General features: G+C 61.2%; 19 protein-coding genes. 10 read left to right on the top strand and 9 right to left on the bottom strand.

Annotation, left to right across the window (positions count from 1 at the left end; translation table 11 throughout):
- Window positions 1–53: 53 nt before the first annotated feature.
- A complete protein-coding gene (gene phoB / locus RGM2987_RS06895; protein WP_003177195.1) occupies window positions 54–743 on the bottom strand; it encodes a phosphate regulon transcriptional regulator PhoB in 690 nt (229 codons plus the stop codon).
- Window positions 744–894: 151 nt separating this feature from the next.
- Here phoB and RGM2987_RS06890 point away from each other — a divergent pair, with 151 nt between their 5' ends.
- Window positions 895–1,275, top strand: a complete 381-nt coding sequence (locus tag RGM2987_RS06890) for a hypothetical protein (RefSeq protein WP_245139359.1) — start codon at window positions 895–897, stop codon at window positions 1,273–1,275.
- Window positions 1,276–1,446: 171 nt separating this feature from the next.
- On the opposite strand, the gene ubiA is transcribed toward RGM2987_RS06890, so the two are convergent.
- Window positions 1,447–2,337 carry a 4-hydroxybenzoate octaprenyltransferase gene (gene ubiA / locus RGM2987_RS06885; protein ID WP_245139358.1) on the bottom strand — a complete coding sequence of 297 codons (891 nt, stop codon included), beginning with the start codon at window positions 2,335–2,337 and terminating at the stop codon, window positions 1,447–1,449.
- The gene (locus RGM2987_RS06880) at window positions 2,337–2,849 is read right to left on the bottom strand and encodes a chorismate lyase (protein ID WP_245139369.1); all 513 of its coding nucleotides are present in this window, start codon (window positions 2,847–2,849) and stop codon (window positions 2,337–2,339) included. The genes ubiA and RGM2987_RS06880 overlap by 1 nt, the downstream gene beginning before the upstream one ends.
- Before the next feature lie 261 nt (window positions 2,850–3,110).
- Here RGM2987_RS06880 and RGM2987_RS06875 point away from each other — a divergent pair, with 261 nt between their 5' ends.
- From RGM2987_RS06875 to RGM2987_RS06865, 3 genes are all read left to right on the top strand, one after another.
- Complete coding sequence (locus tag RGM2987_RS06875; protein ID WP_016772491.1) at window positions 3,111–3,278, top strand: rubredoxin; 168 nt, start codon at window positions 3,111–3,113, stop codon at window positions 3,276–3,278.
- 23 nt (window positions 3,279–3,301) lie between these two features.
- Entirely contained in the window at window positions 3,302–4,450 is a 1,149-nt protein-coding gene (locus tag RGM2987_RS06870) for an FAD-dependent oxidoreductase (protein ID WP_245139357.1), read from the top strand.
- A 192-nt stretch (window positions 4,451–4,642) separates the two neighbouring features.
- Entirely contained in the window at window positions 4,643–4,918 is a 276-nt protein-coding gene (locus RGM2987_RS06865; RefSeq protein WP_003177201.1) for an HU family DNA-binding protein, read from the top strand.
- Between the two features lie 328 nt (window positions 4,919–5,246).
- Here the strand turns inward: RGM2987_RS06865 and RGM2987_RS06860 are convergent, their stop codons facing one another.
- Window positions 5,247–6,338, bottom strand: coding sequence for an aminopeptidase (locus tag RGM2987_RS06860; RefSeq protein WP_245139356.1), 1,092 nt, complete (start codon window positions 6,336–6,338; stop codon window positions 5,247–5,249).
- 61 nt (window positions 6,339–6,399) lie between these two features.
- Here RGM2987_RS06860 and RGM2987_RS06855 point away from each other — a divergent pair, with 61 nt between their 5' ends.
- Together RGM2987_RS06855 and RGM2987_RS06850 are read left to right on the top strand one after the other, a co-directional pair.
- Window positions 6,400–6,813 (top strand): hypothetical protein, encoded by a 414-nt coding sequence (locus tag RGM2987_RS06855; RefSeq protein WP_245139355.1) that lies wholly within the window; start codon window positions 6,400–6,402, stop codon window positions 6,811–6,813.
- A gap of 41 nt (window positions 6,814–6,854) precedes the next feature.
- A complete protein-coding gene (locus tag RGM2987_RS06850; RefSeq protein ID WP_245139354.1) occupies window positions 6,855–7,280 on the top strand; it encodes a hypothetical protein in 426 nt (141 codons plus the stop codon).
- A 6-nt stretch (window positions 7,281–7,286) separates the two neighbouring features.
- On the opposite strand, the gene RGM2987_RS06845 is transcribed toward RGM2987_RS06850, so the two are convergent.
- Together RGM2987_RS06845 and RGM2987_RS06840 are read right to left on the bottom strand one after the other, a co-directional pair.
- Window positions 7,287–7,520 carry a DUF1161 domain-containing protein gene (locus RGM2987_RS06845; RefSeq protein ID WP_245139353.1) on the bottom strand — a complete coding sequence of 78 codons (234 nt, stop codon included), beginning with the start codon at window positions 7,518–7,520 and terminating at the stop codon, window positions 7,287–7,289.
- A 130-nt stretch (window positions 7,521–7,650) separates the two neighbouring features.
- Window positions 7,651–8,082 carry an OsmC family protein gene (locus RGM2987_RS06840; RefSeq protein ID WP_245139352.1) on the bottom strand — a complete coding sequence of 144 codons (432 nt, stop codon included), beginning with the start codon at window positions 8,080–8,082 and terminating at the stop codon, window positions 7,651–7,653.
- Between the two features lie 236 nt (window positions 8,083–8,318).
- Between RGM2987_RS06840 and RGM2987_RS06835 the strand changes: the two genes are divergently transcribed.
- Window positions 8,319–9,320, top strand: a complete 1,002-nt coding sequence (locus tag RGM2987_RS06835) for an LLM class flavin-dependent oxidoreductase (RefSeq protein WP_245139351.1) — start codon at window positions 8,319–8,321, stop codon at window positions 9,318–9,320.
- Window positions 9,321–9,373: 53 nt separating this feature from the next.
- On the opposite strand, the gene RGM2987_RS06830 is transcribed toward RGM2987_RS06835, so the two are convergent.
- Complete coding sequence (locus RGM2987_RS06830) at window positions 9,374–9,595, bottom strand: DUF1161 domain-containing protein (RefSeq protein ID WP_245139350.1); 222 nt, start codon at window positions 9,593–9,595, stop codon at window positions 9,374–9,376.
- A gap of 113 nt (window positions 9,596–9,708) precedes the next feature.
- Window positions 9,709–9,924 (bottom strand): dodecin, encoded by a 216-nt coding sequence (locus RGM2987_RS06825; RefSeq protein WP_003177209.1) that lies wholly within the window; start codon window positions 9,922–9,924, stop codon window positions 9,709–9,711.
- A gap of 156 nt (window positions 9,925–10,080) precedes the next feature.
- Here RGM2987_RS06825 and RGM2987_RS06820 point away from each other — a divergent pair, with 156 nt between their 5' ends.
- Window positions 10,081–10,407: a DUF883 family protein gene (locus RGM2987_RS06820; RefSeq protein WP_042730550.1), complete on the top strand. Its 327-nt coding sequence runs from the start codon at window positions 10,081–10,083 to the stop codon at window positions 10,405–10,407.
- Here the strand turns inward: RGM2987_RS06820 and RGM2987_RS06815 are convergent.
- On the bottom strand, window positions 10,380–11,297 hold the full coding sequence (locus tag RGM2987_RS06815; RefSeq protein ID WP_245139349.1) for a LysR family transcriptional regulator: 918 nt from the start codon (window positions 11,295–11,297) through the stop codon (window positions 10,380–10,382). The two genes, RGM2987_RS06820 and RGM2987_RS06815, sit on opposite strands and share 28 nt — an antisense overlap.
- Window positions 11,298–11,410: 113 nt before the next feature.
- On the opposite strand from RGM2987_RS06815, the gene trpB reads away from it, so the two are divergent.
- Window positions 11,411–12,643 (top strand): tryptophan synthase subunit beta, encoded by a 1,233-nt coding sequence (trpB, locus tag RGM2987_RS06810; RefSeq protein ID WP_245139348.1) that lies wholly within the window; start codon window positions 11,411–11,413, stop codon window positions 12,641–12,643.
- Window positions 12,643–13,452 carry a tryptophan synthase subunit alpha gene (trpA, locus tag RGM2987_RS06805; protein ID WP_245139347.1) on the top strand — a complete coding sequence of 270 codons (810 nt, stop codon included), beginning with the start codon at window positions 12,643–12,645 and terminating at the stop codon, window positions 13,450–13,452. The genes trpB and trpA overlap by 1 nt, the downstream gene beginning before the upstream one ends.
- The last annotated feature ends 92 nt before the right edge of the window (window positions 13,453–13,544 follow it).

Below are 13,544 nucleotides of genomic sequence, written 5' to 3'. Positions count from 1 at the left end.
TTGATTCACGTGACGCGCGTCCTTGTCAGCTTGTCGGGCGGTAAGGGCTCGGATCAGGCCTTGGTGGAGAAACGATAGCCGGTGCCGCGCACGGTTTGTACCAGATTCTCATAGGCATCGCCGAGGGCCTTGCGCAGGCGGCGGATGTGCACGTCCACGGTGCGCTCCTCGACATACACGTTGCCGCCCCAGACTTGATCCAGCAGTTGGCCACGGGTGTAGGCGCGTTCCTGGTGGGTCATGAAAAATTGCAGCAGGCGGTATTCGGTCGGGCCCATCTCGGCGGGTTTGCCGTCGATGGTTACGCGGTGGCTGATCGGGTCCAGCAGCAGGCCGCCGACTTCGATCGGTGCCTCGCCATCGGTCGGCCCGGCGCGGCGCAGCACGGCCTTCAGGCGCGCTACCAGCTCGCGTGGGGAAAACGGCTTGGTGATGTAGTCGTCGGCGCCGACCTCCAGGCCTTGGATTTTGTTGTCCTCTTCGCCCTTGGCGGTGAGCATGATGATCGGGATGTCACCGGTCAGTTCGTCACGCTTGAGGCGCCGCGCCAGTTCGATGCCAGACGTGCCGGGCAGCATCCAGTCCAGCAGGATCAGGTCGGGCTTGCGGTCGACGATGATGGCGTGGGCCTGTTGAGAGTTCTCTGCTTCCATGCAGTCATAGCCGGCCATCTCCAACGCAACGGCGATCATCTCGCGGATGGGCGCCTCGTCGTCGACGATCAGAATGCTCCTGCCAACCATGGGGTAATCCTCTTGTCATTTAACTGTCTTGCGCCGCATTAGATAACGGAATTATTGCAGTCGTGTGACAGTTATTTCGCCACCCGGCAGCGAAGCGGATCCTGGACTAAGCTTTGAGTCCGAATCCTGACAACCACAAAAGAAGGTTTCCATGACTTACTTCACCCAAACCACCAAGGCGCTGGCGTTAATGGCTGCCCTGGCGCTGCCGGCCATGGCGTTCGCGGCTGAGCCGGCGATGGAAAAAGATGGCATGTTGACGGACCACAGTGGCATGGCCTTGTATACGTTTGACAAAGACTCGGGCGCCAAGTCGATGTGCAACGGCGAATGCGCGGCCAAATGGCCGCCGCTGATGGCTAAAGATAGCGATAAGTCCATGGGCGAATGGACCGTGATCACCCGTGACGACGGCGGGAAGCAGTGGGCCTACGATGGCAAGCCGCTTTACACTTTTGCCATGGACAAGAGGGGCGAGAAGCCGACCGGAGACGGTAAATTCGGCGTGTGGCACATCGCCAAGCCTGATTAACGAATCCAGCCAAGATGCTTCTGTGGCGAGGGAGCTTGCTCCCGCTGGGGCGCGAAGCGGCCCCAAAATCTTGCGGTCGCTGCGCCCGAGGCGTCGGACCGACCGAGCGGGAGCAAGCTCCCTCGCCACAAAGGCTTTCCTGACCCAAGGTTCACCGCTGGATCAGCGGTCTCAACGCAACGCATAATCCAGCACAATCCCCACGAAAATCGCCAGCCCGGCCCAGTGGTTGTGCAAAAACGCCTTGAAGCAGCGCATCCGATCCTTGCCGCGGGTGTACCAGAACTCCCAGGCGAAGCACGCCGCAGCGGCCACCAGCCCGAGGTGGAACCAGCCACCCAGCTGGAATTTCGAGCCGGCCAGCAGCAAGCAGGCCAGGGCCAAGCCTTGCAGCGTCAGGATAATCACCCGGTCAGCATCGCCGAACAGGATCGCCGTGGACTTCACGCCAATGCGCAGGTCATCGTCGCGATCGGTCATCGCGTAGTAGGTGTCGTATCCCACTGTCCACAGCAGGTTAGCGATGTACAGCAGCCACGCCGCCGCCGGCAAATGACCGGTTTCAGCGGTGAATGCCATCGGCATGCCCCAGGAGAATGCCGCGCCCAGTACCACTTGCGGGTAGTAGGTGTAGCGCTTCATGAACGGGTAGGTACAGGCCAGCGCCAGCCCGCCGAGGGACAGCAGGATGGTCGGCGCATTGGTGCACAGCACCAGCAGGAAACTGACGCTCATCAGCACCGCGAAGAACACCAGCGCTTCCTTCGAGCTGATCTTGCCGCTCACCAACGGGCGCTGCTCGGTGCGCTTGACGTGACCGTCCACCTTGCGGTCGGCCCAGTCGTTGATCACGCAGCCGCCGGCGCGGGTCAGCACCACGCCAAGGACGAAGATCAGAACGTTGGCGAGGGAGGGTGAACCCTCACCGGCTATCCACAACGCCCACAGCGTCGGCCACAGCAGCAGGTAAATACCGATGGGCTTGTCCATGCGGGTCAGTTGCACGAAGTCCCAGGCCCGAGGATTCAGGCGGTTCAAGGATTTGAGCAGTTGCACGTACATCAGCGATTCTCCGGATTGGCACGGGCGACGGTCCACAAGCGCGGCAGGAAGACTTCCGCCACCAGCACGCTCAGCGCGCCGCGATCAAAGCGCGATCGGCGGCCCCACAACTGCGCCGTGCGGACGTCGGCCGGCAACCAGGCCTCGGGGTAATGACAGACCTCGATGGCCCGGCGCTGGAAGGCCCGGTCGCAGAACAGCAACTCGCCCAGGGAGCGGCTGCCCAGTTCGTCCATGTGCAATCCGTCGCCCTGCAAGGCGCTGCGTGCCGCCACGCTGCGGGCGAACACCCAGGGTTCGCCATGGCCGCGCAGATACACTTCGCGCACCCAGCCTTCGCTGCCTTCGGCCAGGTCCAGGGCGCCACATTCGTCGGGGCGCAATGGCTGCCAGCCCTCGAACAGCGGCGTCACGCTGAAGTGGTTGTGCGATATGCCGGTCAGGCGCCGGGTCAGCGAGCCTTCGTCGAACAGCCAATCGAGTACCCAAGCCTCGGGACGGGGCGCCAGCAGGTGCCGGGGCCGCCATTGGAGTGTAGGAAATAACGAATTTGTAGGCGGCACAGAGGTCTTGAATGGCAGCAAATGAGGCGGCGAGCTTACCATGTCGGTCGGCGGTTTTGCCTGGGCCAGGCCGCGTCGCGCCGATCATGCTTGCATCTGTCGCGATCGATCAGTACAAAACGCCCTGAGCCGGAAGGGCCGCCTCATATCGACCCAACCATATCGACCCAACCATGCCGGCAAACGCCTGACACCTGAGGAAGTATTTGAATGAAGAAGTGGCAATGTATCGTCTGCGGCCTGATCTACAACGAAGCCGATGGTTGGCCGGATGATGGCATCGCTGCCGGCACCCGCTGGGAAGACGTGCCGGCAGACTGGCTTTGCCCGGACTGCGGCGTGGGCAAGATGGATTTCGAAATGATCGAAATCAACTGATCGTTCCTCAAAGGGAGAAGAGTATGAGCGCACCTGTTGTCATCGTCGGTACGGGGCTTGCCGGTTACAACCTGGCCCGGGAGTTTCGCAAACTCGACAGCGAATCCCCGCTGCTGCTGATCACCGCGGACGATGGGCGCTCCTATTCCAAGCCGATGCTCTCCACCGGTTTCGGTAAAAACAAGGACGCCGACGGCCTGAGCATGGCCGAACCCGGAGCCATGGCTGAGCAGTTGAAGGCCGAGGTGCGCACCCATACCCGCATCAGCGGCATCGACCCGGGTCACAAGCGCCTGTGGATTGGCGAGGAGGCGGTAAGCTACCGCGACCTGATCCTGGCCTGGGGCGCGGAAACCGTGCGAGTGCCGGTGCAGGGCGACGCTGCGGACCTGATCTTTCCCATCAATGACCTGGAAGACTACGCGCGTTTTCGCGCGGCAGCCGCTGGCAAGCGCCGGGTGCTGCTGCTCGGTGCCGGTCTGATCGGCTGCGAATTCGCCAACGACCTGATCCTGGGTGGCTACGAAGTGCAACTGGTGGCGCCCTGCGAGCAGGTCATGCCGACGCTGCTGCACCCGGCCGCCGCCGCAGCGGTGCAGGCAGGCCTGGAAAGCCTCGGTGCGCGCTTCCATTTGGGCCCGGTGCTCAACCGCCTGCAACGGGTGGCCGACGGGTTGGAGGCGCACCTGTCCGACGGCCAGGTAATTGCCTGTGACCTTGTGGTCTCGGCCATCGGCCTGCGTCCGCGCATCGATCTGGCGGCGGCTGCCGGCCTGGTGGTCAACCGTGGCGTGGTGGTTGATCGTCACCTGAAGACCTCGCACGCCAATATCTACGCCCTCGGCGACTGTGCCGAGGTCGACGGCTTGAACCTGCTGTACGTCATGCCGCTGATGAGTTGCGCCCGTGCCTTGGCCCAGACGCTGGCCGGCAACCCCACTGCGGTCAGCTACGGGGCCATGCCGATTACCGTGAAAACCCCGGTGTGCCCACTGGTGGTCTCGCCGCCGCCCAAGGGCAGCGAAGGCGTGTGGAGCGTCGAAGGGCAGGGTGCCGACATCAAGGCCCTGTGTCGCGACACTCAAGGCAACCTGCTGGGTTATGCCCTGACGGGCGCGGCCGTGATGGAGAAACTGGCCCTGAACAAAGAGCTTCCGGCCCTGCTGGCGTAAATACTGGTCGTTCTGTCGCAAAAACCCTACTTTTGGTCCCACAAAGGTCGCCCGGACACTGGCGCCGCTTCCGGCACCGTGCCATCCTCACTCCCGTCTGCCGCAGAGTAGAGCCTGCGGCGCCTTAGGGGCGGTTCCCATGAGAACCGTCCGGACATAACAACAAAAAAACCGTCAAAAGGGGCTTCATTCATGCGTAAACCAGAACTCGCTGCCGCCATCGCGGAAAAGGCAGACCTCACCAAAGAACAAGCCAACCGTGTCCTCAACGCCGTCCTCGAAGAAATTACCGGCGCACTGCATCGCAAGGACAGCGTCACCCTGGTTGGCTTCGGCACATTCCTGCAACGCCACCGTGGTGCTCGCACCGGTAAGAACCCGCAGACCGGTGAGCCGGTGAAGATCAAGGCCAGTAATACCGTTGCCTTCAAGCCGGGCAAGTTTCTGAAAGACAGCGTCAATCCATAATTGCCGAACGCCTCGGACAGCGGGGCGCAATGGCAGCAGAAGAGGGCACGCCGAATGGCTCGGGTGCCCTTTTTACATGTAGGAACGCGTACTAAAGGGGCCCACAACCCCCTTGTGGGAGCGAGCCTGCTCGCGATGAGGCCCGGTCAATCGGTGCAATACCGTTCACTTAAGGACGTCACCGCCCCGTGGCGAGGGAGCTTGCTCCCGCTGGAGCGCGCAGCGGTCCCAAGCGTTTGGGGCTGCTATGCCCGAACGCGGACCGGCCCAGCGGGAGCAAGCTCCCTCGCCACGACAAGTGATAAACCTTAAGTGAACAGCATTGCGGTCAATCGGTGGGACCTTTCGATTCTGCCAACGCCTCCAACGCCACTCTGCGTTCAGCAGCCGGTAGCTCCCCAAGCTTTTCCACGGCCCCATAGAACGCCACCCAGTCACCGCCCTCACGCCGATACAGCGCCGCAAACGCAGGCACCCACTGGCTATACAGCCCGAACGGCAATAGTCGCGCGTTGTTCAGCGGCGCATAGACCCAGGCGTCAAAGTATTTATCGCCCGCCCACTGGCTGTCGCGCAGTTGTTCATAGTCCGCTCGCAGGCGCTGGAACTGCTGGGCCTTTCGCTGGCGCATCTGCTCGGCCGGCAAGGGTTGGGCGTAGAGCTGTTCCAGCCGCTGACGCGTGTCGAGGACCAGCTGGATGAACTGCTCGCGCTGCTGCGTCCGTTTGCCGGTATCCGGCGCCAACCCGCGACTGGCGCGCCATTGCCGGGTGCCTTCCTGTTCGACGAAGGTGGCGAAAGACTCGTTGAACTGGGTGTCGTCCTTTACATAAAAGCGCTGGTGTGCCAGCTCGTGGAAAATCAGGGTTGCCAGGCGTTCGTCGCCCCAATGCATCATCGAGCTCAGGATCGGGTCGTCGAACCAGCCCAGCGTCGAGTATGCCTCGACGCCGCCAATCGCCACGTCCATGCCTTGCAAGCGTTGCAGCGCCGCTTCGCCACGCGCCGCGCCCTGGCTGTAGTAGCCGCGATACGCCACGCAACCGGCAATCGGGAAGCAATGGTTTTGCGGTGTCAGCGAAAATTCAGGCGTGGCGAAGACGTTCCAGACGACAAACGGACGGCCGATGTCCGCATACAGGCGATAGCTTTGGTTGTCTGGCAGATGCAACTGGGCGCTGGCGAACGCCCGTGCTTCGCGGGCTTGGGCCAGGTGCGCACGAAGCTGCGGATCCCGGGTGGGGTCGGCAATTACCTGGTCGATGGGCTCACGTGCCTGCAACAACCGCAGTTGTCCGCCGGCGAGCTGGCCGTAATAACTGACGCTGGCACAACCGTTGAGTAACAAAAGCAGGAGGCCTGGAAACAAAAACCGGAAAACACGGTCGAGTAACCGATGGCTTGAATGCGGCCTGATCAATTGCAATCACCCTGGGAAAAAGTCTGCCCACAAGACTATCCCGCCTGCCCGGAGCTTCGCTATGCGCGTGTTGATGCTGACAAGTGGCCTGTTGCTGCTGACCGGTTGCGCCGGTTTGCCTGACCCCGATCCTTCCCAAGCCTGGATTGACCTTGGAAGCCATCAGGACACCGCGTTGCAAGCGCTCAAGGTCGATGACAGAACGTCGCTCGACCGACGTTATTTCGAGGTACAACCCGGCAGCCATGAGCTGACGGTGCGTTATCAATTTGCTGTGGAGCCGAGCAACATCGGCCCGGACGCTGAACCACTGTGGCGTGACTGTCGCCTGAACGTGAAATTCAAGGATTTCAATGCCGGCCAGCGCTATCAGTTGCAGGCCGGCAGCATTGGTTTCCGGCCATGGGCCAAGCTGTACGACCAGGAGCGCAAAGTCGTGGGACAAGGTACACCGGCGGGCTGCCAGCAAAGTTGATCGGCGCTATGCTCAGGGCCTGATTGGTCAGGACGCTCACCATGCGCTTTCACATGTTGTTACTTGCACTCATTGCCATGGGCGGCTGCGCAACGAGCCCGTTGCCTGCGGTCGATCCGGCCATGGCCTGGGTCGATTTTGCGACGCCTACGCCGGGCGGCAAGGTGCTGATGGCGGAAAAACTGGACGGTCAGCGCCTACGAGACGGGCGTTTTTTCCAGGTGTCGCCAGGCAGTCATGAATTGGAAGTGCGTTTCGACTTCGAGGTATTTGGCGGTGGCGGGTTTGGAATGCTGACCGAGTCGCAAGAGCGTTTGTGCTACCTGAGCCTGCGGTACGATCATTTCGAAGCCGGCCAGCGTTATCGCCTGGAGGCGCGCAGCCTGGCCTTCAGCCCTAGCGCCCGGCTCTATAACGCCAAGCGGGAAATCGTCGCCGAAGATCGGCAGGTACGCTGTATTCCCTAGAGGCGTCTAATTGTCGTTCTTCTGGTAGATGATTTTTTTCGTGCCGTTTTCGCAGGAGCCGACCACCATGTTCTGATCTTTGACTTCGTCGTTGGTGACTATTTCCAGTGTGTAGGAAGCCACATTCTGAGCCTGGATCTTGGCTTCGATCTCTGCCTTGAGTTCTTCGCAAGGTTTAGGCGCCGCCAGGGCTGATGTAGCCAAGGCGCAACCGGCGACCAGCAGGGCAAATCGTTTCATGCTCGACATCCTCAGTGCAGCGCGCACTGCCTGTGCGCTGAAACTGCTGGCCTTCATTCGACCATAGATCTCGGTCGAGACGACAGGTAAAAAGATCGCAGCCTTTAGCGGCTGCGATCCTTTCAGTGCCTTAACTCTCCAGCGTCGCTTCCAGGGTGATCTCGGCATTCAGCACTTTGGAAACCGGGCAACCTTCCTTGGCTTTCTTGCTCAGCTCTTCGAACTGCTGCTGGCTGGCGCCGGGAATCTTCGCTTTCAGGATCAGCTTCACCGCCGTAATCGCAAAGCCACCATCGACCTGGTCCAGGGTCACCTCGGCGTTGGTGTCGATGCGCTCGGCCTTGAGCCCGGCGTCGCCGAGGATCATGGAAAATGCCATGGAGAAGCAGCCCGCGTGGGCCGCACCGATAAGTTCTTCGGGGTTGGTGCCCCGGCCGCCTTCGAAGCGTGCCTTGAAGCCATAGGGCGCTTCGCGCAAGACCCCGGTTTCGGTGGAGATGGAGCCGATACCGGTTTTCAGGTCACCTTCCCAGTGAGCCGATGCTTTCTTAATGATAGCCATGTCTGCCTCCTCAAGATCCGACGCGAGGGTTCGCGTCCGGTGTTTTTGATTGCCAGGGTTGTGAGGATAGACGGGCGGATAAAGTTCACCCGGTCGATTAGTCGACTAATTTAGTAGGAAAATTCCTCGCAGCTATTGAAACTCGGGTATATGCCCACATTGCATGGAACACACCTATAGAAACGGCAGGCTTTTGCCCGTAGAAAAGCCCGGAACGCCGTTGGAGATCCCAGCCGATGAAACAGCTGTCCGAAGTGAAGTTCTCGACCCTCGACCTGGTGCCCGTTCGCGCCGACGGCAATGCTGCCCAGTCTCTACGCAACTCCCTGGACTTGGCGCAGCACGTGGAAAAATACGGCTATACCCGCTTCTGGGTCGCCGAACACCACAACATGGATGGCATCGCCAGTTCCGCGACAGCGGTGTTGCTGGGCTACCTGGCGGGTGGCACTTCGACCATCCGGGTCGGCTCCGGCGGGGTGATGTTGCCCAATCATGCGCCGTTGGTCATCGCCGAACAGTTCGGCACCCTGGAAAGTCTGTTCCCCGGTCGTATCGACCTGGGGTTGGGCCGTGCACCCGGTTCCGACCAGATGACCGCCCGGGCGTTGCGCCGCGAGCGCTCCGGCAGTGCGGATGATTTCCCCGAGGACGTGACCGAGCTGATGCGCTACCTGGGCCCGCGCACTCCGGATCAACGAATCATTGCCATGCCCGGCACCGGAACCAACGTGCCGGTGTGGCTGTTGGGCTCGAGCCTGTTCAGTGCGCAACTGGCCGGTGAACGCGGTTTGCCCTACGCCTTCGCCTCCCATTTCGCCCCGCGTTTCATGCATGAAGCGATTCGTGTGTACCGCAATCACTTCAAGCCGTCCGCGGTACTCGACAAGCCTTACGTCATGCTCGGCGTGCCGCTGGTGGCGGCGGACACGGACGAACAGGCTGATTATCTGGCGACATCGGTGTATCAGCGGATCCTGGCGTTGATGCGCGGCCAGAGCCTGGTGCAGCGTCCGCCGGTGGAGTCCATGAACGGCCTGTGGCTGCCCCATGAGAAGGAAGCCGTGGGCGATTTCCTGGGCCTGGCCATGATTGGCGGGCCGCAGAAGATCCGCGCCAGGCTGCAAGTGCTGATCGAGCAAACCCAGGCCGATGAGCTGATTTTCACCAGTGACCTGTATGAGCACGCCGATCGTTTGCATTCCTATGAGCTGCTCGCGCAGGTCATGAAGGGCTGAATCGCGGGCATGAAAAAGCCGACGCACTGCGTCGGCTTTGCCGTTCCAAAGGATCACTTCTTATAAACGATTTCCTTCGTGCCGCCGTCGCAGGTGCCGACGACTTTTCTGTCGGCCGCCGCGCCTTTGTCGACGATTTCCAGCGAATAACCTGACACACCCTTGGCATCAAGTTTCGCTGCGATTTCGCTTTTCAGCTCTTCGCAAGGCTTGCCGGCCGCAAACGCACCGCCCGCAAGGCTCAGCAAGCCCAGGGCTACCATCAACTTCTTCATCGCTCGCACTCCTTGGTCGGATCAAATAGGCAGGTATGGGTAAACCGTGATGCGCGTACCATAGCGCATCGCCATTCCTATGGCACTGCGCCAGCGAGCAAGTTCATCGTCGATCAGCTATTGGCGATCCGGAAGCCGACCTTGATGGTCACCTGGAAATGCGCGGCCCGACCGTTCTCGATGTGCCCGCGGGTTTCGGTAACTTCGAACCATTCCAGATGCTTGAGGCTTTTGCTGGCTTCAGCCAGGGCGTTGTTGATGGCGTCTTCGATACTGGTGGGAGACGAGCCGACCAGCTCGACTTTTTTGTACGTGTGATGATCACTCATGAGAAGGTCTCCTTGGGTTGTCCTAATCAGCCTAGCAGCGATTGCGTGCCTTACCTGTGTCGCCGTTTGCGCTTCGAAAGTTCAGATTTACTGCACTTTCAGAAACGGCTGGAGTCCCAACTCACACACGTTCAACCACTGCAGGAGAGAACCACCATGGCTAGCAATTCGTTACGCAAAGCTTCGTTGCAAAGCATGGAAGCGGAGATCGAGAGTCTGCTCAAGTCGTTGGAAAGCCTGAAGGACGACGCTTCGGACGAGTCGCGCAAGACCCTCAAGACACTGAAGGCGAACGCCGAAAGCGCGTTGAAGCACTCTCGGCATCTGCTCAGCGATGCGTATGAAGAGGTGAAGGTCAAGACCCGTGAAACCGGGCTCGCCACCCGCGATTACGCCCAGGAGCACCCATGGACCACGGCCGGCGTCGCAGTCGGTGCCATCGGTTTATTGGCGGCCTACCTGCTGTGCAAGCGCGGTGACTGAGTCGGCTGGCTCAGCTCGTGCCTGAGCCATTGGGCCAATTGGCGAGCGCGCCCGTCCGCGGCGCGCTTGGGTAGCCACAACGCCAGTCGCGCCGGGGTTTCACCGAAGCCCCACGGCGCGACCAGGCGCCCGGCGCGTACGTCTTCGGCCACCAGCGGCTCGGGGGCAATCGCCACGCCCAACCCTGCCACGGCGGCCTCCAGCAAATAATACAAGTGCTCGAACCCTTGGCCGAACTTCAACGCCTGGGGCTCAAGGTCGTTTTGCCGTGCCCAGGTCGGCCAGGCCTGTGGCCGGGACGTGGTATGCAGCAACGGCTCATCGAGCAGGGCGCTGGCAGGGGCCGTTTGCAGCCGGGCAAATCCGGCATGATGCGGGCTCATTACCGGGCCGATCCGCTCATTGACCAGTTCGTACACTTGCATGTCCGCCGGCCATGGTGGTTCCGCGAATACCAGCAGGGCATCAAGGCCTGGCCGTCTCGGGTCGAGGTCACCTTCACCGGCTGACAAGTGCAACCTCAAGTCGGGCAAGTCGGCGTTTAGCCTGCCCAGGCGAGGGATGAACCAACGCGCCAGCAGGCTTCCCGAGCAGCCCAATACGAAGGGCGCATCGGCGGTGCTTTGCGTCAGCTCCGCGCAGGCGTTGCGCAAACGCTCGAACGCCTCGGCGCTGGCATCGCGCAGGCGCACCCCCGCATCTGTGAGTTTCAGGCCGCGCCCCTCCTTGACGAACAGGCTGACCCCCAGATGCTCTTCCAGCACCTTCAACTGACGACTGACCGCGCCGTGGGTAACGTGCAGTTGTTCAGCCGCCTGGCTCACGCTATTCAGGCGAGCGGTGGCCTCGAAAGCGCGCAAGGCATTGAGAGGGGGAAGGTCGTGGCTCATTTTATCTGTGAGTTTTCCTGACAGGTTGCGGCGATCTTATCGGTTTTCAGCGAAGGATGTCAGGGGTAGAGTGAGCCTCATTGTCTTTCTATGCATCTGCCTGGAGCGCCCCGATGACCCAGCCTACGACTTCTTTCAACCTGCGCAGCGGCCCTGACGCCAATGGCCTGTTCGGTGCATTCGGTGGCCGCTACGTGGCGGAAACCCTGATGCCGCTGATCCTTGACCTGGCTCGTGAATACGAAGTGGCGAAGCAAGATCCGGCGTTCATCGAGGAATTGGCCTACTTCCAGCGCGACTACGTTGGTCGTCCGAGCCCACTCTATTTCGCCGAACGCCTGACCGAGTACTGCGGCGGCGCCAAGATCTACCTCAAGCGCGAAGAGCTGAACCACACCGGCGCGCACAAGATCAACAACTGCATCGGTCAGATCCTGCTGGCGCGGCGCATGGGCAAGAAACGCATCATCGCCGAGACCGGCGCGGGTATGCACGGCGTGGCTACCGCTACCGTGGCTGCACGTTTCGGCCTGGATTGCGTGATCTACATGGGCACCACCGACATCGAGCGCCAGCAGGCCAACGTGTTTCGCATGAAGTTGCTGGGTGCCGAAGTGATCCCGGTGGTCGCCGGCACTGGCACCCTCAAGGATGCAATGAACGAAGCACTGCGTGACTGGGTGACCAACGTCGACAGCACGTTTTACCTGATCGGCACCGTGGCAGGCCCGCATCCTTACCCGGCCATGGTCCGCGACTTCCAGGCGGTGATCGGCAAGGAAACCCGCGATCAGTTGCAGGCCCAGGAAGGTCGCCTGCCCGATAGCCTAGTGGCGTGCATCGGTGGCGGTTCCAATGCCATGGGCCTGTTCCACCCGTTCCTGGACGACAAGAGTGTCGACATCATCGGTGTAGAAGCCGCAGGTTATGGCATTGAGACCGGCAAGCACGCGGCGAGCCTGAATGGCGGTGTGCCCGGTGTATTGCATGGCAACCGTACCTTTCTGTTGCAGGACGAAGACGGCCAGATCATCGACGCCCATTCGATTTCCGCCGGCCTCGATTATCCCGGTATCGGACCGGAACACGCCTGGTTGCACGACATTGGTCGTGTCCAGTACACCTCGATCACCGATGCCGAAGCCCTGGACGCCTTCCATAAGTGCTGCCGCCTGGAAGGGATCATTCCTGCACTGGAAAGCTCCCACGCCTTGGCTGAAGTGTTCAAACGCGCGCCCAAGCTGCCAAAGGATCACCTGATGGTGGTCAACCTGTCCGGTCGTGGCGACAAAGACATGCAAACCGTAATGCACCACATGGAACAGTCCCAGCAGGAGAAACACTGATGAGCCGCCTGCAAACCCGCTTTGCCGAACTCAAGGAACAGAATCGCGCCGCCCTGGTGACCTTTGTCACCGCTGGCGACCCGAGCTACGACACCTCCCTGGCAATCCTCAAAGGCCTGCCGGCAGCCGGTGCCGACGTGATCGAGTTGGGCATGCCCTTCACTGACCCGATGGCCGATGGCCCGGCGATCCAGTTGGCAAACATCCGCGCCTTGGGAGCCCAGCAGAACCTGGCGAAAACCCTGCAGATGGTTCGCGAGTTCCGTGAAGGCAACACTGAGACGCCTCTGGTGCTCATGGGCTACTTCAACCCGATCCACCGTTATGGCGTGCAACGTTTCATCGGTGAGGCTCTGGATTCGGGCGTTGATGGCCTGATCGTCGTCGACATGCCGCCCGAGCACAACAGCGAGCTGTGCGAACCGGCACAGGCCGCGGGCCTGGACTTCATCCGCCTGACCACGCCGACCACCGACGATGTGCGCTTGCCTACCGTGCTCAACGGCAGCTCGGGCTTTGTGTATTACGTCTCGGTAGCCGGGGTGACCGGTGCCGGCGCTGCGACGCTGGAACATGTGGAAGAAGCCGTGGCGCGCCTGCGTCGCCATACCGATCTGCCGATCAGCATCGGTTTCGGTATCCGCACGCCAGAGCAGGCTGCTGCCATTGCGCGGCTGGCGGACGGGGTGGTGGTGGGGTCGGCGTTGATTGACCATATCGCCAGTGCTGACACGTCGGAGCAGGCTGTCGACGGTGTGCTGAGCCTCTGCGCCGCGCTGGCTGAGGGCGTGCGCAAAGCTCGCGTCTGATTCACGTTGCATAAAAAAGGGGTTCAGAACTAGGTTCTGAACCCCTTTTTGCTGCCGTGGATTGCTTGAGGACTGTTGTTGTGGGGGGGGGG

It is taken from the genome of Pseudomonas sp. RGM2987, from assembly GCF_022952855.1.
Classification (GTDB): domain Bacteria; phylum Pseudomonadota; class Gammaproteobacteria; order Pseudomonadales; family Pseudomonadaceae; genus Aquipseudomonas.
Note: the sequence above shows the minus strand (reverse complement) of the source record. Positions and strands in the feature narration are given on the sequence as shown.

Coding starts and splice junctions, on each gene's coding strand:
- RGM2987_RS06850 (WP_245139354.1), top strand. CDS start 6,855: ATGCGCTTTCACATGTTGTTACTTGCACTCATTGCCATGGGCGGCTGC.
- RGM2987_RS06890 (WP_245139359.1), top strand. CDS start 895: ATGACTTACTTCACCCAAACCACCAAGGCGCTGGCGTTAATGGCTGCC.
- RGM2987_RS06875 (WP_016772491.1), top strand. CDS start 3,111: ATGAAGAAGTGGCAATGTATCGTCTGCGGCCTGATCTACAACGAAGCC.
- RGM2987_RS06870 (WP_245139357.1), top strand. CDS start 3,302: ATGAGCGCACCTGTTGTCATCGTCGGTACGGGGCTTGCCGGTTACAAC.
- RGM2987_RS06830 (WP_245139350.1), bottom strand. CDS start 9,595: ATGAAGAAGTTGATGGTAGCCCTGGGCTTGCTGAGCCTTGCGGGCGGT.
- RGM2987_RS06855 (WP_245139355.1), top strand. CDS start 6,400: ATGCGCGTGTTGATGCTGACAAGTGGCCTGTTGCTGCTGACCGGTTGC.
- RGM2987_RS06840 (WP_245139352.1), bottom strand. CDS start 8,082: ATGGCTATCATTAAGAAAGCATCGGCTCACTGGGAAGGTGACCTGAAA.
- phoB (WP_003177195.1), bottom strand. CDS start 743: ATGGTTGGCAGGAGCATTCTGATCGTCGACGACGAGGCGCCCATCCGC.
- RGM2987_RS06825 (WP_003177209.1), bottom strand. CDS start 9,924: ATGAGTGATCATCACACGTACAAAAAAGTCGAGCTGGTCGGCTCGTCT.
- ubiA (WP_245139358.1), bottom strand. CDS start 2,337: ATGTACGTGCAACTGCTCAAATCCTTGAACCGCCTGAATCCTCGGGCC.
- RGM2987_RS06820 (WP_042730550.1), top strand. CDS start 10,081: ATGGCTAGCAATTCGTTACGCAAAGCTTCGTTGCAAAGCATGGAAGCG.
- RGM2987_RS06835 (WP_245139351.1), top strand. CDS start 8,319: ATGAAACAGCTGTCCGAAGTGAAGTTCTCGACCCTCGACCTGGTGCCC.
- RGM2987_RS06845 (WP_245139353.1), bottom strand. CDS start 7,520: ATGAAACGATTTGCCCTGCTGGTCGCCGGTTGCGCCTTGGCTACATCA.
- RGM2987_RS06865 (WP_003177201.1), top strand. CDS start 4,643: ATGCGTAAACCAGAACTCGCTGCCGCCATCGCGGAAAAGGCAGACCTC.
- trpA (WP_245139347.1), top strand. CDS start 12,643: ATGAGCCGCCTGCAAACCCGCTTTGCCGAACTCAAGGAACAGAATCGC.
- RGM2987_RS06815 (WP_245139349.1), bottom strand. CDS start 11,297: ATGAGCCACGACCTTCCCCCTCTCAATGCCTTGCGCGCTTTCGAGGCC.
- trpB (WP_245139348.1), top strand. CDS start 11,411: ATGACCCAGCCTACGACTTCTTTCAACCTGCGCAGCGGCCCTGACGCC.